This is a genomic window from Bacteroides sp. NSJ-48 (assembly GCF_014287405.1).
Taxonomy (GTDB): Bacteria; Bacteroidota; Bacteroidia; order Bacteroidales; family Bacteroidaceae; genus Bacteroides; species Bacteroides stercoris.
Map to the genome: position 1 here is coordinate 1 of NZ_JACOOD010000044.1, position 22,215 is coordinate 22,215.

The window sequence follows — 22,215 nt, forward strand, 5'->3', positions numbered from 1 at the left end:
CCCAGTACCGTTGGAAAGCCCGCAGCATGCTGCGGTATACATGGGCGGTTCCGAACCGCCCTTCGTCTTCCAGCTCCTGTATGACTGAAAGCGTAAAGGTTGTTAAATCTTTCATGATCTGTTAGTTTTATAATATTTACAGTCTTTGCGTGCGCCATTACCGCACGCGATATACTATATTGCATTTTATTGGATTTTGTTTGTTTGCGGGCAACGCTTGCGGATAACTGCCATTATCTGCAAGTGGGGGATGCCGGGCGAAGTTTTTCTTGAAGGTCAAAAACGTTTCAAGGAAGAAAAGTACTGATATATTTTAATATATCAATTCTTTCTTTATTTCTTATGTGTCCGGCAAATGTTCGGAAGGCTGTCCGCTTAAGGGCGTAATCCATTGAAGGACAGCCTTTATAGGTGTACGCCGGGGTGTCCGGAATGCTGTCCATGCCAAAAGTGGCTTAAGATAGGGTAAAACGCATGGTCTGCCGGAGTGAAACAGATGGTCCGTATGGCACAAACAGACGGTCTGTTCGGTGCAAACAGACCGTCTGTTTGTATCTGATTCCCGTGGGAAAAAAGCGGGAAGGGTATTTTTAAAGAAAGCATGCGCTTATTCCTTCCTTTCCCGTTTGGATTGTGCTTCCGGGCGGGATTTCTTCTGGGGGATGCTGTCCGGGGCGGACGTATCCTCCTTCACTTGTTTTCTTTTCAGCCTTTTCAACTTCCACTTGTTCCAAAAGAGCAGTTCATTCCATTTGTTGAAATCCTTCTTGAAGATGATGCCTATACCCTGAGTGGTGAGGTTGGTCTTGGTGTAATAGCGGTCGTTGGTTTCGTTATACGCTTTCAGACGAATATCGCCGGAACGGTTTACGAGCCATTCGGCTTGGAAGTCGCCTACGAAGTTGGTGTTCGCCATCGGGTTGTCGCGATAGCCGAAGTTACCGTTTATGAGCAGGCGGTTATTCAGCAGTTGCCCGGAAAGCATTGTCTCGAACTCCATGTCCGTCCAGCCTTTTTCTCCGGTGCTGAAGTTTGTGCCGAAGTTCCAGTTGTTGCTGTCGATAATCTGCGAGAGTGCATTGTTCAGTTGTCCGGAAAGGGTGGATGAGAGCACGCTCGACATCATGTTGGAGTTGCCGGTGGCGTCTACATTCTCCGGAGTATAGAACTTGCCGATACCCAGAAGGTAGAGTATCTGCATGTTCATCTGCTCGTCCGTAGGGATATAATTCCGTACCAATGCCTGTACTTCGTCGCGTTCGTTGGGCAGCTCCAGGCTCATTTTGATGTCCGGCGAGGTGAGCTGTCCGGTCAGCGCCATGAGGCAGTTAACCTTGATGTTGGTCTGGTTGACGTAATTGCCGGCATCGGGAACGAGGTCGTTCAGCGAAGCGGAGTTTACAAGATAGCCTGCCTGGATGTCGAGGGTGGCATTGAGCGGCGCGCCGTTAAAGGTGATGGTACTTCCGTCTTTGATGATGAAGTCCTTGCGGATAACCTCCTGCAGGCTGAATTTATAAACTCCCTGGCTGATGCGGTAGCTGCCGAACATCTTCACATCTCCTTTATTGTAGAATTCGGTGCGGATATTCCCCGTTCCTTTACCGCTGATGTAGTCACCTGCAATGGGGTCCATGATGATTTTCATGGTGGCGTCCGGAGTTGCGTCTATCAGGAGATTCAGTCGTATGTCGGTGTCACTTTCCTTTTCCATGACTTCTTTCTGCGCCTGCTCGTATTCGGACATCAGCATGATGGAATCCTGAAGTACGCGGCGCGGTGTCTTGTCTACGAAGCGTATGAACTGGTTGCTCACTGCCGAGGCGACACCTTCTTTCATATAAGTGAAGTTGGTGTTGCGGTTGGTGGTCATTGCCACGTCGATATTCACCCCGTCTGCCGCATTGCCGGCAATGGTGGCGTTGCCCGTGCCATACACCGTGCCGTAGAAGGGGAAGTCGGGCGATTCTTTGGTGTTCATTACCAGCATATTGTCCACATCGAACCGGAAGCGGTATTCCAAATCCTTGAAATGCCGGTAGTGCAGGTAACCGTTGGCTCTGCCCTGATGCCCTTGCGTATCGAAGATGCGGTTGTTGCGGAAAGTAAGTCCGCCCGGTTCGATAAGTATGCTGTCTTTCAGGGAGAAAGTAGTGTTGAGCACATCTACCTTGAGGGAGGCGTCACCGAATACGCGGCCTTCCATTGTCAGCGCCTTGAACTTGCCGTAGAAATGTACGTGGCCGCTGGCACGCCCGTTGAATTCGGGGGTGATGCTCTGCATGTAGTGGTGGATGAACTTCAGGTTGGTGCTGTCGGCTTCGATTTGCAAGTCGAGCGCACTGGTGGGCTTTATGGGGTAGATGTATCCGTATACGTGGCTTTTGGCAATGTCTTTCTCGCGGATACGGGCATCCAGGTAGATGCCTTTTACATCGTGGTGCCATTCGCCGTGTATGTTGGCATCGCCCAAAAGCCCCTCGTTCAAGCCGAGGTTGCGTATGAACAGGTCGGTACTCATCACCGGCTTTTTAAGTATTCCGCTGGCATATGCCGGGCCGGTGGCCTCGCCTTTGAAGTTGACACCCAGGTCGGCTATATCGAATACGTATCCTATGTTTATCTCTTTCAGGTTTAGGCGTACGGTGTCCTGAGGTTGTTCGGATACGGTTCCGTTGATTTGCAAGTGACGCTCTTTATGGCTGAAGTAGAAATTGTTGACGTGCACTTTGCCCGAGTCGACCACGATTTGCGAAGGGTGTATCTTCCATACGGTGTCGTTGAGGATTACGTTCGTTTCCTGTACGTTGACAATCGTTTTCAGGGCGGGCTTCTCTTTCTTGGCTTGGCGGGAGGATTTTGTGTGTATTTTGTCATCGCCAGCTTCTTGGGAAGAGTTGCGGACGAATTGAGTGAGGGCGGCTACCTTGCCGCTGTAAGTTACAGCGCTGCTGTTTCCCCAATTGAATACGGTTTGTATCCGGTCGTCCTTTGCCTTGGCTTCGAGGGCTACGTTTACCGCGCCGGTTGTTTTCCGGTTGGTGAAGCGGACTTTTGCCTGGAACTGTTCACCTGGATTTTCGCAGAGAACCACACCCGACTCAAAGAACTTTCCGCCGTAACTCAGCCGCGGAAAGTACCCCTCTACGCGCAGCCGTTGCGCTTTGTCGTTGAAATAGCCCTTCAGAGTAGAGTGGGTATATACTTTCAGCGGTATCTGGAATACGGTGGAGAGTATCTCCGTATCGTAGATATGGAGGTCGAAATGGAAATTGTTTTCTGTTTTCTGCGGTTTCTTGGCGGGTTGTATCAGAGCCGGGATGTAACGCCGCATGATGTTGAGCACGCTGGCGGGCAATGTCTGATAGGAATAGTCGCCTTCGATAGTGCCGCGCAGGAAATTGGAACTGATAGTCAGCCGTTTCTGACGCTCATCGCCCTGAGTAGCGGCAATCCGCAGGTTGTCCATGAAGAAGTTCTGTTCCGGGGCAATGTATTGGAGACTGTCGACGTTGATTTCACCGTTCATGTCGTTGATGGAGCTACCGGTGAAGTCGGCTTTTATCTTTACGGCCAATTCCGTGTCCTTGTATTTGGGCGTGAGGTGCAGGGTGTTGGGGCGGAAATGGTCGATAGCGGCACGGAAGTTGAAGGTGGGTGTCTTGCCGGCAGTATTGATAGAGCCGCTCAGTTGTATGGCGCCGTTTTCGTCGTTGAGCGATACGTTACCGTTGAAGCCGCCTTGCTTATATTCTCCGTCCAAAGTGATGTCTTCGTAGGTATAGTCACTGTAGTCTATGGATGCCACCAGCCCTTTCATGGTAATGGCGGGGTATCTTTGGGCGTAATGGTTGCCTTTGACGTCCATGTTGAAGGTGACTTTTCCAAACTTGTCGTTGTTCAGCATCCTGCCCAGTTCGAATCCGGTTGTCTTTACCGCACCCGAATAAGCGAAATAGCCCTTGTCTTTGTCGGAACTGAGTTTGACGTCTGTCTTGATGGTGCCTATATCCGTGCGGACTTCGCCATAGGTCACCAGGTCCGTGAAGTATCCGGAAATCTCTCCACGGAAAGATACCGTGCCCAGATTCTGCAATACCGGAGGAACTCCTTTGTAATCTTTACTCAGGTTGCGTACAAAGAATGCAATGCCGTCCGGGTCGGCATATAAATTGGACAGATTGCCGAATATGTATGCATCTTGCGGATGAGACAGGTCCTGCAGGGATACATTGCCTTTCAGCAGGAAGTGGTCGTTGGAAGAGATAAGCAGCTTCGGGCAGTTGAGCCGGTTGACCGTTCCGGCGGCTTCCATTTCCAACTTCAACTTCTCCTTGAAGGGCTTGAAGGCAGGCACGAATGCCGATATATCCTGTAATGCTACTTCCGAAGGCAGCATACGGAACGAAAAACGGACATCATCGGTGAAATGGCCGAGTGACTCCAGGCTGTCGTATTCCATACGGATGGTATCCATTGCCAAAGAGGTGTTGGGCAAATCTATGGCGAAGTTCTCTATCCGCATCTTCCGGTCGTTGGCTATTATCTTCAGACTCAGTTTTTTCAGTTCGAAGCCGGAGTGCTCCTCTTCAACGCTCATCCGCTTGATGGCAGCGTTGACCGAGTCGTTCTGGAGTGCTTTCAGCGAGATGTTGGCAAGAATGTTGGACAGGCGGATGTGTTGCGGGTTGAACTTGCCCGGAGTGCTTTCGGCCGACAACACATCGTAAGATACCTTTCCGCGCCGTATCAGGAGTGAGTTGATGCGCAGGTCCAGATTGCTCTTCTTCTTGACGGTGTCTTTAGAAGCGAAAGCATCGAGCACGAATTGGAAGTTGGTGCTTGCCTGGGGAGTAGGTCTTTCCAGATTGGCATTGAAACTGAAAAGCTGTACGTTGCCGATGGATATCTTTCCGCTGAATAGCGGCAGTATCTCGAACTTAGCGGACAGACGGCCTATTTTCAGCAACTCTTTTCCCGATTGGTCGTTCAGTACCAGGTCGTCGATGATAATCCGGTTCAGCAGTCCTATGTTTATCCGCCCTACTGTGAGCTCGCTGCCTAATACGGTGCTCAGCTCCTTGGCAACGAGTACAGACATGCGGTGCTGGACATAAGGAATGTTCAGCAGCAAAATTATTCCGATATAGAGTCCTAACACTATACCGATTATCCAGCGTACTGTCGTTTTCAGCGTTCTGATAGGCGGTTATTTTTTTAATTCAGCCAACAAAAATATGAAATAATACGTTATGGATACTACTTTTATCACTACTTTTGCAGCGTTTAAACGTAAATAAACACTATGAGTACAATAATCTTAGGAATTGAATCTTCATGTGATGATACTTCCGCAGCGGTCATCAAGGACGGCTACCTGCTGTCGAATGTCGTTGCCAGTCAGGCTGTTCACGAAGCTTATGGCGGGGTAGTGCCCGAACTGGCTTCGCGTGCGCATCAACAGAATATAGTGCCGGTGGTGCACGAGGCTTTGAAACGTGCCGGAGTTACCAAGGAAGAATTAAGTGCCGTGGCGTTTACGCGCGGTCCGGGACTGATGGGGTCTTTGCTGGTGGGTGTGTCCTTTGCCAAAGGGTTCGCCCGTGCGTTGGGGATACCTATGATAGATGTCAATCACTTGACCGGACATGTATTAGCTCATTTTATTAAAGCGGAAGGTGAAGAGAATGTGCAGCCGGAATTTCCTTTCCTTTGCCTGCTGGTTTCCGGTGGCAACTCTCAGATTATTTTAGTAAAGGCCTACAACGACATGGAAATTCTGGGGCAGACAATTGATGATGCCGCAGGTGAAGCCATCGACAAATGCTCCAAAGTAATGGGGCTGGGCTATCCCGGCGGACCGATTATCGACCGGCTTGCCCGCCAGGGAAATCCTAAAGCCTTTACTTTCAGTAAACCGCATATTCCCGGACTGGATTACAGCTTCAGCGGCTTGAAGACTTCGTTTCTGTATTCCTTGCGCGACTGGATAAAGGATGACCCCGATTTCATCGAACATCACAAGACAGACCTGGCAGCGTCGCTGGAAGCTACCGTTGTCGATATTCTGATGGATAAGTTGCGTAAAGCGGCAAAACAGTACAAGATAAAGGATGTGGCCGTTGCAGGTGGTGTATCGGCAAACAACGGTCTGCGTAACTCATTCCGCGAACATGCTGAGAAGTATGGATGGAATATTTTCATTCCCAAATTCAGCTATACAACGGATAATGCTGCAATGATTGCCATAACCGGATACTTCAAGTATCTGGATAAGGATTTCTGTCCGATGGAAGCGCCGGCTTATTCACGTGTCACTTTATAAGGAAAAAGTATATTGCATATATATAATAAGGTATGAAGACGGAAGAGAAGGTAGGGGAACTGCTGAAAGCAAAGAATTTCTCCCTTTCCACCGCTGAAAGTTGTACCGGTGGCGGAATAGCTGCCTTGATAACTTCGGTTCCAGGGAGCTCGGAGTATTTTAAAGGCGGAATTGTGGCGTATTCCAACGAAATAAAGGCGGATTTGCTCCATGTTTCTGTCGAAACGCTGGCGCAGTACGGTGCAGTGAGCAGGGAGACGGTTGTTGAAATGGTGAAAGGTGCGATGAAAACGTTGAAAACGGATTGCGCGGTTGCTACTTCGGGAATTGCCGGCCCCGGTGGCGGTACACCGGAGAAACCGGTAGGTACTGTGTGGATAGCGGCTGCCTGCAAAAACGAAATTGTAACCATGAAGCAGGAAGGCGATCGCGGAAGGGCGGAAAATGTACAGTCGGCTATTCAAAATGCGCTGTTTATGCTCTGTAGTATGCTGAAATGAGGAAAAAATATTCTCGTGCAACGAATTATTTTAGGAAAAACTTGTTTCGTAACGATAAAAGTGCTTACTTTGCGCTCTGTTTGAAATAAGTATAGATAAAAACTATAAAATAAAGATAGAAATGTCGAAGATTTGTCAAATTACCGGAAAGAAAGCCATGATTGGCAACAATGTTTCACACTCAAAGAGAAGAACAAAAAGAACCTTTGATTTGAACTTGTTTAACAAGAAATTCTATTATGTAGAACAGGACTGCTGGATCAGTCTGAGCATTTGCGCCAACGGTCTGCGCATTATTAACAAAAAAGGTTTGGATGCTGCTTTGAAGGATGCAGTAGCTAAGGGTTATTGTGATTGGAAAAGCATTAAAGTAATTGGCTAAAAGTAGAGGAGAATAACTGATTATGGCAAAGAAAGCAAAAGGTAACAGAGTACAGGTGATTCTGGAATGCACAGAACACAAGGATAGCGGTATGCCGGGAACTTCTCGTTACATTACAACGAAGAACAGAAAGAACACTACCGAGAGACTGGAGTTGAAGAAATACAACCCGATTCTGAAGAGAGTAACAGTACACAAGGAAATTAAATAATAATAGTATAACCCATGGCAAAGAAAACAGTAGCAAGTTTGCACGATGGTTCTAAGGAAGGTCGTGCTTATACGAAGGTTATCAAGATGGTTAAGTCTCCGAAGACCGGTGCTTACATCTTCGATGAGCAAATGGTTCCTAACGAAAAAGTACAGGACTTTTTCAAGAAATAAGATAAATGCAGTTGCTGCAAGGCACTGATTACTTATAAAGCTCCTCTCGCCGATATATCGGCGGGGGGATTTTTTTTGCTATTAAATCGTTTCGGCTTTTATTATTTGTTAATTTTGTTATATCTTTGTGGCATAATGTATTGTACAAAAAAGTAGACTATGGGATTTTTTAGTTTTTTCTCAAAAGAAAAGAAGGAGACATTAGATAAAGGATTATCTAAAACAAAAGAGAGTGTGTTCGGGAAGATTGCCCGTGCTATAGCCGGTAAATCGAAAGTGGATGATGAGGTGCTGGATAATCTGGAAGAGGTGTTGATTACTTCGGATGTGGGCGTAGAAACTACGTTGAAGATTATAGAACGTATCGAGAAGCGTGCTGCAGACGAGAAATATATGAATGCGAAGGAGCTGAATGTGATTCTGCGCGATGAAATCGCTGCTTTGCTCACAGAGAACAACTCGGATGATGTGGACGACTTTGAAACTCCTGTTGCGAAGAAGCCATACGTGATTATGGTAGTGGGAGTGAATGGTGTAGGAAAAACCACGACTATAGGCAAACTGGCTTATCAGTTTAAGAAAGCCGGCAAATCCGTTTATCTGGGTGCTGCCGATACTTTCCGTGCGGCGGCGGTGGAGCAGCTGGTTATCTGGGGCGAACGTGTGGGAGTTCCCGTTATCAAGCAGAAAATGGGTGCTGACCCTGCTTCTGTGGCATTTGATACTTTGAGTTCAGCGGTAGCCAATAATGCCGATGTGGTGATTATAGATACCGCCGGACGTCTGCATAATAAAGTGGGTCTGATGAACGAGCTGACCAAAATTAAGAATGTAATGAAGAAGGTTGTGCCGGATGCTCCGAATGAGGTATTGCTTGTTTTGGACGGCTCCACCGGACAGAACGCATTTGAGCAGGCCAAGCAGTTTACTTTGGCAACGGAGGTTACGGCAATGGCTGTAACCAAGCTGGATGGAACGGCTAAAGGCGGTGTTGTAATCGGAATCTCCGACCAGTTTAAGATTCCGGTAAAGTACATCGGTCTGGGAGAAGGTATAGAGGACTTGCAGGTGTTCCGTAAAAAAGAGTTTGTCGATTCGTTGTTCGGAGGGAATGCATGAAACGGAAAACCATTGATATCATAACATTAGGCTGCTCTAAAAATTTAGTGGACTCGGAGCATTTGATGCGCCAGTTGGAGGAAGCGGGTTTTCATGTGACGCATGATGCCGAGCGTCCGAAAGGAGAGATTGCCGTAATTAATACCTGCGGTTTCATCGGCGATGCAAAAGAGGAGTCCATCAATATGATTCTTGAATTTGCACAGGCCAAGGAAGAAGGCGAACTGGAGAAACTCTATGTCATGGGTTGCCTTTCGGAACGTTACCTGAAGGAACTGGCGATTGAGATTCCTCAGGTGGATAAGTTTTACGGCAAGTTCAATTGGAAAGAGTTGCTGCAGGACTTGGGTAAGGCATACCATGAGGAGCTGCACATAGAGCGTACACTGACCACTCCCCAGCATTATGCCTATCTGAAAATATCGGAAGGGTGCGACCGCAAATGCTCTTATTGTGCCATTCCTATTATTACGGGCCGGCATGTGTCGCGTCCTATGGAAGAAATTCTGGACGAGGTGAAGTATCTTGTGGCCCGCGGAGTGAAAGAGTTTCAGGTTATTGCGCAGGAGTTGACCTATTATGGCGTAGATTTATATAAGAGGCAGATGTTGCCCCAATTAATCGAAAAAATCTCGGAAATTCCGGGTGTGGAATGGATACGTTTGCATTATGCTTATCCGGCTCATTTCCCGATGGATTTATTCCGTGTGATGCGCGAGCGTCCCAATGTATGTAAATATATGGATATTGCCTTGCAGCATATCAGTGATAATATGCTGGAAAAAATGCGCCGTCATGTTACCAAAGAGGATACTTATCGGCTGATAGAAAAGTTCCGTGAAGAAGTGCCGGGAATTCATTTGCGTACTACGCTTATGGTGGGGCATCCAGGAGAAACGGAAGCTGACTTTGAAGAGTTGAAGGAGTTTGTCCGCAAGGTGCGCTTCGATAGAATGGGGGCATTTGCATATTCCGAGGAGGAAGGTACGTATGCCGCTGCCCATTACGAAGACAGCATTCCTCAAGAAGTAAAGCAAGCCCGGTTGGATGAATTGATGTCCATCCAGCAAGGTATTTCCGCCGAACTGAGCGCGGCAAAGATAGGCAGGCAGATGAAAGTGATAATTGACCGTTTGGAAGGTGATTACTATATCGGACGTACGGAGTTCGATTCTCCCGAAGTAGATCCGGAAGTGCTGATTGAATGTGGTGATGAACCGTTGGAGATTGGCGGCTTTTATCGGGTAGAGATAATAAATTCCGATGATTTCGACCTTTTTGGACGGATTATTTAAACATTTCCTTTCGTACTTCTTGTGTATGTGGGGAAGATTTGCTAATATAGCACCGTAGTTCACAATTTTAAAGCTTGGATTTTGAATAACAAAGAATTTACTTCGGAATTGTCACGCAGGTTGGGGTATACTTTGAAGGATACTTCGGAATTGGTTACATCTTTACTGTCGGATATGACGCGGCAACTGGAAGAAGGAAATACGATTTCCATACAAGGCTTTGGAACATTCGAAGTGAAAAAGAAAGCGGAACGTATATCCGTAAATCCAACAACCAAACAGCGTATGCTGGTTCCACCTAAACTGGTGCTGACTTATAAACCCAGTACCTTGCTAAAGGATAAGTTTAAGTAATCTTTCTTTTAAAATCTTCCATATTATGAATGAAAAACTAAACATACAGGATCTGATTGACTTGCTGGCTGAAAAGCATGGCATGAGCAAGAAGAATGCCGATAGTTTTGTGAAAGAGTTTTTCCAACTGATTGAAGAAGCGTTGGAAAAAGACAAGTATGTGAAGATTAAAGGCCTGGGCGCTTTTAAACTGATTGATGTGGAAAGCCGGGAGAGTGTAAATGTCAATACTGGGGAACGCTTTGAGATACAGGGCCATACCAAAGTCTCATTTACTCCGGAGCCTGCTCTGAAAGATATTATCAATAAGCCGTTTGCGCATTTTGAAACAGTAGTGCTCAATGAAGGTACTGTTTTAGAAGATACCCCTGTAGATAGTGGCAGTGAGGAAGATGAAGATACGGAGCAGAAAGTGGAAGATGTTGTGCCGGAAGTGGTTGCCGGTAGTACGGTTGAGATACCGGAGATTGCGGAAAAAAACGATAGTCCTGTCGAATCGGAACCTGTAGAAGAAACCGTTGCTCCTGTGGAGACTGTGGCTTCGGAGGAAGTTAATGAAGAGAGGGTGGAGGTTATCAAAACTGCCGGCCCGGCTGAATCTTCCGCAATGAAATACTTCATTGCCATCGTGGCTCTTGTGGTATTGCTATGTGCAGGAACCGTCGCTTATTTGTATTATCCTGATTGGTTTGACGGACTATCGGCTGAACAGCCTGTGGAGGAAACCGCTGGCAATGAAGCTGGCAATGAGGCAGGTAATACGGCTTTGATGGATAGTGTCGGTGTTAAGGATAGTGTGGCGATTGCCGTAAAAGATACTGTGTCGAAGAAGCTGATTGCTGAGCCTGTAATAAAACAGCAGGAAGCGCCGGTTGCCGTCAAACAGCCTGTGGCAGCTGCTACATCTGCTTCCCAGCCGAAAAAACAGAAGAAAGTTGAGTATGTACCCGATTCTACCAATTATACCATTGCAGGAACGCAGGCGACATACACGATAAAGCCGGGTGAGACATTGACCAGAGTGGCTCTTCGTTTTTATGGAACTAAAGCGTTATATCCATATATAGTAAAGCATAATCCGGACGTTATCAAAAAACCGGATAATGTACCTGCGGGCACAACAATAAAGATACCTAAATTAGTGAAGAAGCAGTAAAAAGATACTGCTTCTTTTTTGTTAAATACTCAGAGCTTGTTTAAAAATTCTTGAAGAAGTATTTTTTTCAGTTCCTTTTGAGTTTCTTCCCGGTCTGTTTTCCTCTTTTTATCCGTTACATAGCCTGCTATGCTCTTAGTAAAAACAGAAAAATATTTTCAAAGAAGAACTCTTGAAAAGAATGCTGAACAAAATTAAACAGGCTCTAAACTCTATGAAAGTAGTTTAATCTAAAGGTTTCACATTGTTTTTTAATAAAAATTAGTTGCTATGGTTAATTTATTCCCGTACTTTTGGAAGCGAATTATAATTACCGGTGTATGGCCGGGCGAAAACGAAAAATTAAACATTAAAATACATTGATTTATGGCTGAAACAATTGATATCCGCGAATTGAACGAGCGGATTGAAAGACAAAGTGCTTTCGTTACCAATCTTACTACGGGCATGGACCAGGTTATTGTAGGACAAAAGCACCTGGTAGAGTCGTTGTTAATCGGTTTGTTGTCTGACGGACATGTGTTGTTGGAAGGTGTGCCCGGTTTGGCAAAAACATTGGCTATCAAAACGCTGGCTTCATTGATTGATGCACAATATAGCCGTATTCAGTTTACACCTGACTTGTTGCCGGCGGACGTTATCGGTACGATGGTTTACAGCCAGAAAGATGAAACTTTTCAGGTAAAGAAAGGACCTGTATTTGCTAATTTTGTATTGGCCGATGAAATTAACCGTGCTCCGGCCAAGGTGCAAAGTGCTTTATTGGAAGCTATGCAGGAACGTCAGGTTACCATAGGTAAGGAAACATTCAGACTGCCTGAACCTTTTTTGGTGCTTGCAACTCAGAATCCTATCGAACAAGAGGGTACGTATCCGTTGCCTGAAGCGCAGGTAGACCGTTTCATGCTGAAGGTAGTTATCGACTATCCTAAACTGGAAGAAGAAAAATTAATTATACGCCAGAATATAAACGGAGAAAGACTGAATGTAAAGCCTATTCTGAAAGCAGACGAGATTATCGAAGCGCGTAAGGTTGTACGTCAGGTATATCTGGATGAAAAGATTGAAAAATATATTGTCGATATTGTATTTGCAACCCGTTATCCGGAGAAGTATGATTTGAAGGAGCTGAAAGATATGATCGGATTCGGCGGTTCGCCTCGTGCATCTATCAATCTGGCATTGGCGGCACGCAGTTATGCCTTCATCAAACGCCGTGGCTATGTTATCCCGGAAGATGTGCGCGCAGTGGCACATGATGTATTGCGCCACCGCATCGGCCTGACTTATGAAGCTGAAGCAAGCAATATGACTTCGGATGAAATCGTCAGCAAAATATTGAATAAGGTTGAAGTGCCCTAATGTAAACAATTTGTTTACTATTTATGTATTACTGAATGGAAACAACTGATTTATTAAAAAAAGTCCGTCAGATTGAGATAAAGACGCGCGGATTGTCCAATAATATTTTTGCGGGCCAGTATCACTCGGCTTTCAAAGGTAGAGGTATGGCTTTTTCCGAAGTGCGTGAGTATCAGTTTGGTGACGATATACGCGACATAGACTGGAATGTAACGGCTCGTTTTCATAAACCCTTTGTGAAGGTGTTTGAAGAAGAACGTGAACTGACTGTAATGTTGCTGGTAGATGTTTCCGGTAGTCTGGAGTTCGGTACTGTGAAGCAGATGAAGAAAGATATGGTGACGGAAATAGCTGCTACATTGGCTTTTTCCGCCATTCAAAATAATGATAAAATCGGTGTCATCTTTTTTTCAGACCGGATAGAAAAGTTTATTCCACCCAAGAAGGGACGTAAACATATACTATATATCATTCGCGAATTGCTTGATTTCCGTCCGGAAAGTCGCCGGACCAATATCCGTCTCGGCTTGGAGTATCTTACGAATGTTATGAAGCGTCGTTGTACGGCTTTTGTCTTATCGGACTTCATCGACCAGGAGAGTTTTAAAAATGCCATGACTATTGCCAATCGGAAGCATGATGTTGTGGCTATTCAGGTATACGACCGCCGTGTAGAGGAGTTGCCTGCTGTGGGGCTGATGAAAATAAAAGATGCGGAAACGGGGCATGAACAATGGATTGATACTTCTTCGCGTGCCGTACGGCGTGCTCATCGTGATTGGTGGGTGAATAAGCAGACGGAACTGAATGATACATTTACTAAGAGCAATGTAGATAATGTGTCAGTACGTACGGACCAGGATTATGTGAAAGCATTGATGAATTTATTTGCGAAAAGAAACTAATCGGAGAATGAAAAGATATTTATTTCTGATAACGCTGTTGACAGCATTGACGGGTAGGGTAATAGCCCAGTCGGTGACAGTGGATGCTACAATTGATTCCTTGCAAATCCTTATCGGGGAGCAGGCAAAGATTAAGCTTCAGGTTTCATTGGACACTGATAAGCGCGCTATTCTTCCTGCTTATACAGATACTTTGGTGCGTGGAGTGGAAATTGTTGATATAGCTAAGCCCGATACACAGATGCTGAATGACGGCAGACGCTCGTTGATAACTCAGGAGTACACCGTAACTTCCTTTGACTCGGCATTATATTATTTGCCCCCAATGGAGGTGCTTGTTGATAATAAGGCATATCGCTCCAAAGCTTTGGCATTGAAAGTGTATTCCATGCCGGTAGATACGTTGCATCCCGATCAGTTTTTTGGTCCTAAACCCGTAATGAAAGCACCTTTTGCATGGGAAGACTGGTATATGTCTATCGCTTGTGCTGTATTGTTTGTGCCGTTCCTGTTGCTGCTTATCTATCTTGTGAAACGTATTCGCGATAACAAACCGATAATTCGCAAGGTGAAGGTAGAACCGAAACTGCCGCCACATCAGTTGGCTATGCAGGAAATAGAACGTATCAAAGGTGAGAAAGTATGGCAGAAAGGACAATCGAAGGAGTATTATACAGAATTGACAGATGCTATTCGTACTTATATAAAAGACCGTTTCGGTTTCAATGCATTGGAAATGACTTCCTCTGAAATCATTGATAAACTATTGGAAATGAATGATAAAAATGCAATATCGGATTTGCGTATTCTGTTCCAAACCGCGGATTTAGTGAAGTTTGCCAAACATAATCCACTGATGAATGAGAATGACGCAAATTTGATTAATGCGATTGACTTTATCAATGAAACAAAGGAAAAAGAAGATGAAAATGCCAAGCCGCAGCCTACTGAAATTACTATCATTGAAAAACGTTCCTTGCGTACCAAGATACTGCTTGGTGCAGGTATCGTTGCTTTAACGGCAGCACTTGTCGGTTCACTGATATATATAGGTTTGGAGCTGTATAACTATTTTGCCTGAAAGTAAAAGCAGGGAGATACGCTTCAATCATAATCATAATTTGTAAAATTGTAAATATCATGGTTTTTGCCAATATTGAATATTTATTTTTGCTGCTGTTGCTTATACCTTATATAGTATGGTATATCATGAGGCGGAAGAATAGTGAAGCCACGCTTCAGATTTCAGACGCTCGTGTATATGCGCATGCTCCCAAGAGCTATAAGAATTACTTGCTGCATGCACCGTTTGCATTGAGGATAATAGCTTTAACCTTGATTATTCTCGTTTTAGCCAGACCGCAAACTACCGATAGCTGGCAGAATAGTGAAATAGAGGGTATTGATATAATGCTTGCCATAGACGTTTCTACCAGTATGTTGGCTGAAGATTTGAAGCCGAATCGCCTGGAAGCGGCCAAGGATGTGGCGGCAGAGTTTATCAATGGCCGTCCGAATGACAATGTCGGCATCACGCTATTCGCCGGAGAAAGTTTTACGCAATGTCCGTTGACGGTAGACCATGCCGTGCTTTTGAATTTGATAAAGGACGTAAAATGTGGTCTTATTGAGGATGGTACGGCAGTGGGTATGGGTATTGCCAATGCGGTTACCCGGCTGAAAGACAGCAAAGCCAAATCGAAAGTGATTATTCTTTTAACAGACGGCACGAATAATAGAGGAGATATTTCTCCGTTGACGGCTGCCGAGATAGCTAAAAGTTTCGGTATCCGTGTTTATACTATCGGTGTAGGTACTAACGGTATGGCTCCATATCCTTATCCGGTAGGTGGAACCGTGCAGTATGTCAATATGCCGGTTGAGATTGACGAAAAGACCCTGACACAAATTGCCGGAACAACGGATGGTAATTATTTTCGCGCCACGAGCAATTCGAAGTTGAAAGAGGTATACGAGGAAATAGATAAGCTGGAGAAAACGAAACTGAACGTAAAAGAATACAGCAAGCGTCAGGAAGAGTATCGCTGGTTTGCACTGGCAGCTTTCTTATGTGTGCTATTGGAAGTTCTGTTACGTAATTCAATATTGAAGAAGATACCATAGTATACGCATCCTTTTTCTCAGGATATTGTATCTTGTACAAGTTTAGTAAATAGTAAATCGTAAAAATAATAAATAAAGAAATGTTTCGATTTGAAGAACCTGCATATTTGTACTTGTTGCTGTTGTTGCCCTTGTTAGCAGCCTTCTACTTGTATTCCAATTATCGGCGACGGAAGAATATCCGCAAATTCGGTGATCCGGAACTGATGGCACAGTTGATGCCGGATGTATCCAAGTATCGTCCGGATGTGAAGTTTTGGATGGTATTTGTTGCTATCGGTCTGTTTTCTGTATTGTTGGCGCGTCCTCAGTTTGGTTCTAAACTGGAAACAGTGAAGCGTCAGGGAGTTGAAGTGATGATTGCATTAGATATTTCCAATTCGATGCTGGCACAAGATGTACAGCCCAGTCGTTTGCAGAAGGCAAAGAGACTTGTAGCGCAGTTGGTGGATAAAATGGAGAATGATAAAGTAGGTATGATTGTTTTTGCAGGTGATGCATTTACACAGCTTCCTATTACAAGCGATTATATATCAGCCAAGATGTTTTTGGAATCTATAGATCCTTCATTGATTTCCAAACAAGGTACAGCAATCGGGGCAGCCATTAATTTGGCTTCCCGTAGTTTTACCCCGCAGGAGGGGGTAGGGCGTGCGGTGATTGTCATTACCGATGGTGAAAATCATGAAGGTGGTGCAGTGGAAGCCGCTAAGGATGCCGCAGAAAAAGGTATTCAGGTGAATGTTCTTGGTGTAGGTATGCCTGAGGGAGCTCCCATCCCGGCAGAAGGAACAAATGATTATCGTCGCGACCGTGACGGGAACGTGATTGTAACCCGTTTGAACGAACAGATGTGTCAGGAGATAGCTAAGGCGGGCAATGGTATCTATGTGCGTGTAGATAATACAAATGGCGCTCAAAAGGCGATTAGCCGGGAAATTAATAAAATGGCGAAAGCTGATGTGGAAACACAGGTATACACAGAGTTTAATGAGCAGTTCCAGGCTGTGGCATGGATTATTCTGTTGCTTTTGTTGGCAGAAATGCTGGTATTGGAGCGCAAGAACCCTCTGTTCCGTAATATTCATTTGTTTTCCAATAAGAAATGATGCGTATGTTACAGAAAAAATATATAAGCTTTTTTTTATTGCTGCTAATGGCAGCTACAGCTTCGGCTCAGAAAGCCGAACGTGATTTTATCCGTAAAGGGAACCGTTTTTTTAAAGATAGCGTGTATGTGGATGCGGAGGTAAATTATCGTAAAGCTTTGGAGACGAATCCTCAGTCTACAGTCTCAATGTTTAATTTGGGGAATACATTGGCTCAGCAGAATAAACTGCAAGAGGCTATGGAACAATATGTTGCCGCTACAAAAATAGAAAAGGACAAGAATGATTTAGCGCAAATCTATCATAATATGGGGGTGATTTTTCAATCACAGAAAGATTATGGCAAAGCGGTAGAAGCATATAAGCAGTCATTACGCAATAACCCGAAAGATGATGAAACACGTTATAATTTGGCTTTGTCGCAAAAGATGCTGAAAGACCAGCAGCAGAATCAGCAAAACCAGGACCAGAATAAACAGCAGCAACAGGACCAGCAGGAGGATAAAAAGGACCAAAATAAAGATCAACAGCAGAATAAAGACCAACAACAACCGCCGCAACCACAGAAAAAGGACAGTGAGATGTCTAAAGAGAATGCTGAGCAGCTTTTAAATTCTGTGATGCAAGATGAAAAAGATGTGCAGGATAAAGTAAAGAAACAGCAGGTTATTCAAGGTGGTCGTTTGGAAAAAGATTGGTAATAAATATAACAGGAAGTAATATATGAGAAAAATAATTGTCTTATGGATGGTGCTGATGATAGTCAGTTTGCGTGCTTTTGCAGATAGCAAGGTTTCGTTTACTGCATCTGCACCTGATGTTGTGGCAGTAGGTGATCAATTCAGACTGTCATATACAGTGACCACACAGAAAGTGAGAGATTTCCGGGCTCCTTCTATAAAAGGTTTTGATGTACTGATGGGGCCCAGTCGTTCACAACAGAAGAGTGTGCAAGTTATCAATGGGCAGACAACCTCTACAAGTAGCATAACATTTACTTATATATTGATGGCTACGGCTGAAGGTAGTTTTACTATACCCGGGGCTACTATAACGGCAGAGGGCAATCAGATGGTTTCCAATTCTGTGCACGTAAAAGTACTTCCTGCTGATAGAACAAGTGGAGGGGCTTCCGGAAACAGCGGAAGACAAAGTGGTTCTGCAAGCCGTGCTTCATCAGGAACGTCAGTATCGAATAATGATTTGTTTATTACAGCTACTGCCAATAAGACGAACCTGTATGAGCAAGAGGCTCTCTTGTTAACATATAAGATATATACTTTAGTAGACTTGAGAGGTTTTGACAACGTGAAACTTCCCGATTTTAAAGGCTTTCATTCTCAGGAAGTCGAATTGCCTAATGACCGTAAATGGAGTCTTGAACACTATAAAGGAAGAAACTATCAGACGACTGTATATCGCCAATTTGTATTATTTCCGCAACAACCGGGAAAAATAACGATTGATGCGGCACGTTTTGATGCATCTATAGCCAAGGTTACTCATGTGGACGATCCTTTCGAAGCTTTCTTCAATGGTGGTTCTAATTACGTAGAAGTAAAGAAGACATTAATGACTCCTAAATTGGTTGTTGATGTAAAAGCTTTACCGGATGGTAAGCCTTCGGGATTTTCTGGAGGAGTGGGAGAATTCAGTATTTCTTCTTCTATAAATAGTACGAATGTTAAGACAAACGATGCTGTTACAGTGAGGCTTGTTATTTCGGGTACGGGTAATCTGAAATTAATCTCTACTCCGGAAGTTAAATTCCCAGAAGACTTTGAAGTCTATGACCCGAAGGTTGATAATAAGTTCCGTTTGACAAATGCCGGACTTTCCGGCAGTCAGGTGATTGAGTATCTTGCCATTCCCCGTAATGCGGGAACATATAAGATTCCTGCTGTAAAGTTCAGCTATTTCGATATTAAATCTCGTACATACAAGACTTTAACGACCGAGGAATACGAACTCCATGTAGAAAAGGGAAGTGGTAATGCAGCTCAGACTATTGCCAATTTTACTAATAAAGAAGATTTGAAAGTTTTGAATGAGGACATACGTTATATCAAGCAGAATAACGTAACCCTTTCTCAAAAAGGAGATTTCTTCTTCGGTTCTTTGGCTTATTGGCTGTTTTACATAGTGCCCGGCATTGCATTTGTCCTGTTCTTCATAGTTTATCGTAAACAGATTGCAGCCAATGCCAATGTTGCCAAAATGCGTACGAAGAAAGCAAATAAAGTTGCAGTGAAACGTATGAAGTTAGCGGGGAAATTGTTGGCAGATAACAAGAAAGATGCATTTTACGATGAAGTATTGAAAGCATTGTGGGGATATATTAGCGATAAATTGAGTATTCCGGTTTCACGTTTATCTAAAGATAATGTTGAGGGAGAGCTTCGCAATTACGGTGTTGATGATGCACTGATAAAAGATTTCCTTGATGCATTGAACAATTGTGAGTTTGCCCGTTTTGCTCCCGGAGATGATAATCAGGCTATGGATAAAGTTTATTCAGATTCTTTGGAAGTTATCAGTAAAATGGAAAACTCTATAAAACATTAAATTGGGAGGTATAATGATGAAGAAAGTAATATCCTTAGCATTTGGTCTACTGATAGGATTAGCTGTTTGGGCGCAAGGAACGGCAGATACTTCGGCTTCTGCCAAAGATTCTGTGTCTATAGGTTCGCATACGGAATTTTCTGCAACTAAATCAGTTGACAATGTTACGAAAGCACAAGGTGACAGTGCATATATGCGTAATGATTATGCTTCTGCCATTCAAATATATGAGAGCTTATTGAAAAAAGGTGAAGCCGCTGAAGTTTATTATAATTTGGGTAATAGCTATTATAAAGCAGACGATATAGCAAAGGCTATTTTAAATTATGAACGCGCTTTGTTATTGCAACCGGGTAATGCAGATATTCGCGCTAATTTGGAAATAGCACGTTCCAAGACGATAGATAAGGTAGTTTCTGTACCTGATATATTTTTTGTAGCTTGGGTTAAGTCATTGACAAATTGTTTAAGTGTAGATGCTTGGGCTAAATTAGGTATTGTGTTTTTTATTCTTTTGCTTATCTCGTTTTCCCTATTCTTTTTTTCCAAACAGATTATCTGGAAAAAAAGCGGGTTTATAGCGGGAATTCTATTTTTAGTATTTACTGTATTAAGTAATATTTTTGCTTCGGAGCAGAAAAGTGAATTACTGGATAGGAATGATGCAATAGTCTTGTCTCCCAGTGTTACAGTACGGAGTACTCCTAGTGAAAGTGGTACTGGTTTATTCGTTCTGCATGAAGGGCATAAAATTGAAATTAAAGATAATTCCATGCGCGAATGGAAAGAGATTCGCTTGGAAGATGGTAAGGTAGGGTGGATTCCTGCTTCTGCAATAGAAGTGATTTAAGAGTATTCATTGCTGAATATAGAAGCCCGTATGAAATAAAGGAAACTATTTCCTTTTACTTCATACGGGTTCTTTTTGTATTTATGGGAATGTTAAACATATAATGGAAAAATACAGATAAATAGTTTGTTTTATCTTTTTTTTTCCTTAAGTTTATAGCGTGATAAAGAAATAACAAAGTATTAACCATTAAATTTATGAATATGAGAACGATAACATTTAATGAACTCCGTAAGATTAAAGACTCATTACCTAGTGGTAGTATGCATAGAATAGCCGATGAACTTGGACTTAATGTTGACACTGTAAGAAATTTCTTTGGCGGTCATAACTTTAAGGAGGGTAAAAGTGTTGGAATTCACTTAGAACCTGGTCCGGATGGCGGTTTAGTAATGATTGATGATACTACCGTTCTTGATCGGGCTTTAAAAATTTTAGATGAAATGGCAGGTGAAACTGCTGAACCTGTTCAGGCTTAAGAAAAGAAAGTAAAGAAGGATCCCAATTGCTGAGAAACAATTGGGATTTCTTGTTTGTTTTGTAAATAAATATAATAGACGACTTATGGAAGATAAATTAGTAACATTAGCGATTCTTACGTATGCTAAGGCACAAATACTAAAGAATGTTCTCGAAAATGAAGGTATTGAGACTTACATCCATAATGTAAATCAAATACAGCCGGTTGTATCTTCCGGTGTGCGTGTTCGTATAAAAGAAAGCGATTTACCGCATGCTTTGAAAATTACGGAAAGTTCGGCATGGTTGTCCGAAGAAGTAGTGGGAGAGAAGATGCCCCAAATAGAGAAAGGCAGTAATAAGGTCTTGATTCCTGTCGATTTTTCAAGTTATTCATTGAAAGCATGTGAGTTCGGTTTTAATTTTGCAAAAAACATAGATGCTGAAGTAGTTTTGCTTCATGTATATTTTACACCTATCTATGCGACTTCATTGCCATACGGTGATGTTTTTAACTATCAGTTGAGTGATGAAGAGAATGTCCGGAATATATTGCAGAAAGTACACTCGGATTTGAATGCTTTGTCCGATAAAGTAAAAGCTAAAGTTATATCCGGAGAGTTTCCTGATATAAAATACACTTGCGTATTGAGAGAAGGCATTCCAGAAGAAGAGATATTACGCTATTCTAAAGAAAATCGTCCGAGAATTATCATCATGGGAACGCGTGGTAAGAATCAGAAAGATATTGATTTGATTGGTAGTGTAACCGCTGAAGTTATCGAGCGTAGTCGTGTACCGGTTTTAGCCATTCCGGAGAATACACCGTTCAAAGAATTTAACGCTGTGAAACGTATTGCATTTATTACGAATTTTGACCAGCGCGACTTGATAGCTTTTGATTCATTAATCAATAGTTTAAAGCCATTTTGTTTCTCAGTTTCTTTAATACACTTAGCTGATGTAAAAGACACTTGGAATGAGATAAAGTTGGGTGGCATTAAAGAGTATTTCCAAAAACAGTATCCGCAATTGGAAATTCATTATGATGTAGTGAAGAATGATGATTTCCTTAATAGCTTGGATGAATATATTAAAACTAATCACATAGATATTATTACATTGACATCATATAAGCGAAATATATTTTCTCGTTTGTTTAATCCAGGAATTGCCAGAAAAATGATTTTCCATTCTGATACACCATTGTTGGTTATCTATGGGCGGCCTAATTGAAATGATAATTTTAATCTGTCTAGGTAAGGACGTGGGCTACCGCTAAATGCTGAATTAGTTTTAGTGGAGTCCACTTATTTTTTATCTTTT

At 43.4% G+C, this 22,215-nt stretch carries 20 protein-coding genes; 19 read left to right on the plus strand and 1 reads right to left on the minus strand.

The features are described 5' to 3' along the window. Nucleotides 1-607: 607 nt before the first annotated feature. Nucleotides 608-5,101 (minus strand): translocation/assembly module TamB domain-containing protein, encoded by a 4,494-nt coding sequence (locus H8S52_RS16220; protein WP_186910224.1) that lies wholly within the window; start codon nt 5,099-5,101, stop codon nt 608-610. A gap of 204 nt (nt 5,102-5,305) precedes the next feature. On the opposite strand from H8S52_RS16220, the gene tsaD reads away from it, so the two are divergent. The 19 genes from tsaD (at nt 5,306) to H8S52_RS16315 (ending at nt 22,125) form a co-directional block, all read left to right on the plus strand. Further along, on the plus strand, nt 5,306-6,325 hold the full coding sequence (gene tsaD, locus H8S52_RS16225; protein ID WP_005654333.1) for a tRNA (adenosine(37)-N6)-threonylcarbamoyltransferase complex transferase subunit TsaD: 1,020 nt from the start codon (nt 5,306-5,308) through the stop codon (nt 6,323-6,325). A gap of 32 nt (nt 6,326-6,357) precedes the next feature. Then, complete coding sequence (locus H8S52_RS16230; RefSeq protein ID WP_186910219.1) at nt 6,358-6,825, plus strand: CinA family protein; 468 nt, start codon at nt 6,358-6,360, stop codon at nt 6,823-6,825. A gap of 121 nt (nt 6,826-6,946) precedes the next feature. After that, on the plus strand, nt 6,947-7,207 hold the full coding sequence (gene rpmB, locus H8S52_RS16235) for a 50S ribosomal protein L28 (RefSeq protein WP_004291052.1): 261 nt from the start codon (nt 6,947-6,949) through the stop codon (nt 7,205-7,207). A 22-nt stretch (nt 7,208-7,229) separates the two neighbouring features. Next, nucleotides 7,230-7,418 carry a 50S ribosomal protein L33 gene (gene rpmG, locus H8S52_RS16240; protein ID WP_002560155.1) on the plus strand — a complete coding sequence of 63 codons (189 nt, stop codon included), beginning with the start codon at nt 7,230-7,232 and terminating at the stop codon, nt 7,416-7,418. 14 nt (nt 7,419-7,432) lie between these two features. Beyond that, a complete protein-coding gene (locus H8S52_RS16245) occupies nt 7,433-7,591 on the plus strand; it encodes a DUF4295 domain-containing protein (RefSeq protein WP_005654275.1) in 159 nt (52 codons plus the stop codon). 159 nt (nt 7,592-7,750) lie between these two features. After that, nucleotides 7,751-8,710, plus strand: a complete 960-nt coding sequence (ftsY, locus tag H8S52_RS16250; RefSeq protein ID WP_016662865.1) for a signal recognition particle-docking protein FtsY — start codon at nt 7,751-7,753, stop codon at nt 8,708-8,710. Next, complete coding sequence (gene rimO / locus H8S52_RS16255) at nt 8,707-10,005, plus strand: 30S ribosomal protein S12 methylthiotransferase RimO (protein ID WP_117907476.1); 1,299 nt, start codon at nt 8,707-8,709, stop codon at nt 10,003-10,005. The genes ftsY and rimO overlap by 4 nt, the downstream gene beginning before the upstream one ends. 81 nt (nt 10,006-10,086) lie before the next feature. Then, the gene (locus tag H8S52_RS16260) at nt 10,087-10,359 is read left to right on the plus strand and encodes an HU family DNA-binding protein (RefSeq protein WP_022104305.1); all 273 of its coding nucleotides are present in this window, start codon (nt 10,087-10,089) and stop codon (nt 10,357-10,359) included. 25 nt (nt 10,360-10,384) lie between these two features. Beyond that, the gene (locus H8S52_RS16265) at nt 10,385-11,515 is read left to right on the plus strand and encodes an HU family DNA-binding protein (RefSeq protein ID WP_016662868.1); all 1,131 of its coding nucleotides are present in this window, start codon (nt 10,385-10,387) and stop codon (nt 11,513-11,515) included. A gap of 366 nt (nt 11,516-11,881) precedes the next feature. Beyond that, nucleotides 11,882-12,877, plus strand: coding sequence for a MoxR family ATPase (locus H8S52_RS16270; RefSeq protein ID WP_005654267.1), 996 nt, complete (start codon nt 11,882-11,884; stop codon nt 12,875-12,877). A gap of 35 nt (nt 12,878-12,912) precedes the next feature. Further along, nucleotides 12,913-13,782 (plus strand): DUF58 domain-containing protein, encoded by an 870-nt coding sequence (locus H8S52_RS16275; protein WP_005654266.1) that lies wholly within the window; start codon nt 12,913-12,915, stop codon nt 13,780-13,782. 7 nt (nt 13,783-13,789) lie between these two features. Then, the gene (locus H8S52_RS16280) at nt 13,790-14,863 is read left to right on the plus strand and encodes a BatD family protein (RefSeq protein ID WP_016662870.1); all 1,074 of its coding nucleotides are present in this window, start codon (nt 13,790-13,792) and stop codon (nt 14,861-14,863) included. 59 nt (nt 14,864-14,922) lie between these two features. Then, nucleotides 14,923-15,906 (plus strand): VWA domain-containing protein, encoded by a 984-nt coding sequence (locus H8S52_RS16285; RefSeq protein ID WP_022104300.1) that lies wholly within the window; start codon nt 14,923-14,925, stop codon nt 15,904-15,906. 80 nt (nt 15,907-15,986) lie between these two features. After that, on the plus strand, nt 15,987-17,015 hold the full coding sequence (locus H8S52_RS16290) for a VWA domain-containing protein (RefSeq protein ID WP_016662871.1): 1,029 nt from the start codon (nt 15,987-15,989) through the stop codon (nt 17,013-17,015). Next, the gene (locus H8S52_RS16295) at nt 17,012-17,716 is read left to right on the plus strand and encodes a tetratricopeptide repeat protein (RefSeq protein WP_060386202.1); all 705 of its coding nucleotides are present in this window, start codon (nt 17,012-17,014) and stop codon (nt 17,714-17,716) included. Before H8S52_RS16290 ends, H8S52_RS16295 begins: the two co-directional genes overlap by 4 nt. A gap of 22 nt (nt 17,717-17,738) precedes the next feature. Continuing rightward, nucleotides 17,739-19,580, plus strand: a complete 1,842-nt coding sequence (locus tag H8S52_RS16300; RefSeq protein WP_117986059.1) for a BatD family protein — start codon at nt 17,739-17,741, stop codon at nt 19,578-19,580. 13 nt (nt 19,581-19,593) lie between these two features. After that, on the plus strand, nt 19,594-20,430 hold the full coding sequence (locus tag H8S52_RS16305) for a tetratricopeptide repeat protein (RefSeq protein WP_117907482.1): 837 nt from the start codon (nt 19,594-19,596) through the stop codon (nt 20,428-20,430). A 197-nt stretch (nt 20,431-20,627) separates the two neighbouring features. Beyond that, a complete protein-coding gene (locus H8S52_RS16310) occupies nt 20,628-20,909 on the plus strand; it encodes a hypothetical protein (RefSeq protein ID WP_005654248.1) in 282 nt (93 codons plus the stop codon). Nucleotides 20,910-20,994: 85 nt separating this feature from the next. Continuing rightward, nucleotides 20,995-22,125 carry a universal stress protein gene (locus H8S52_RS16315; protein ID WP_186910220.1) on the plus strand — a complete coding sequence of 377 codons (1,131 nt, stop codon included), beginning with the start codon at nt 20,995-20,997 and terminating at the stop codon, nt 22,123-22,125. Nucleotides 22,126-22,215: the final 90 nt, after the last annotated feature.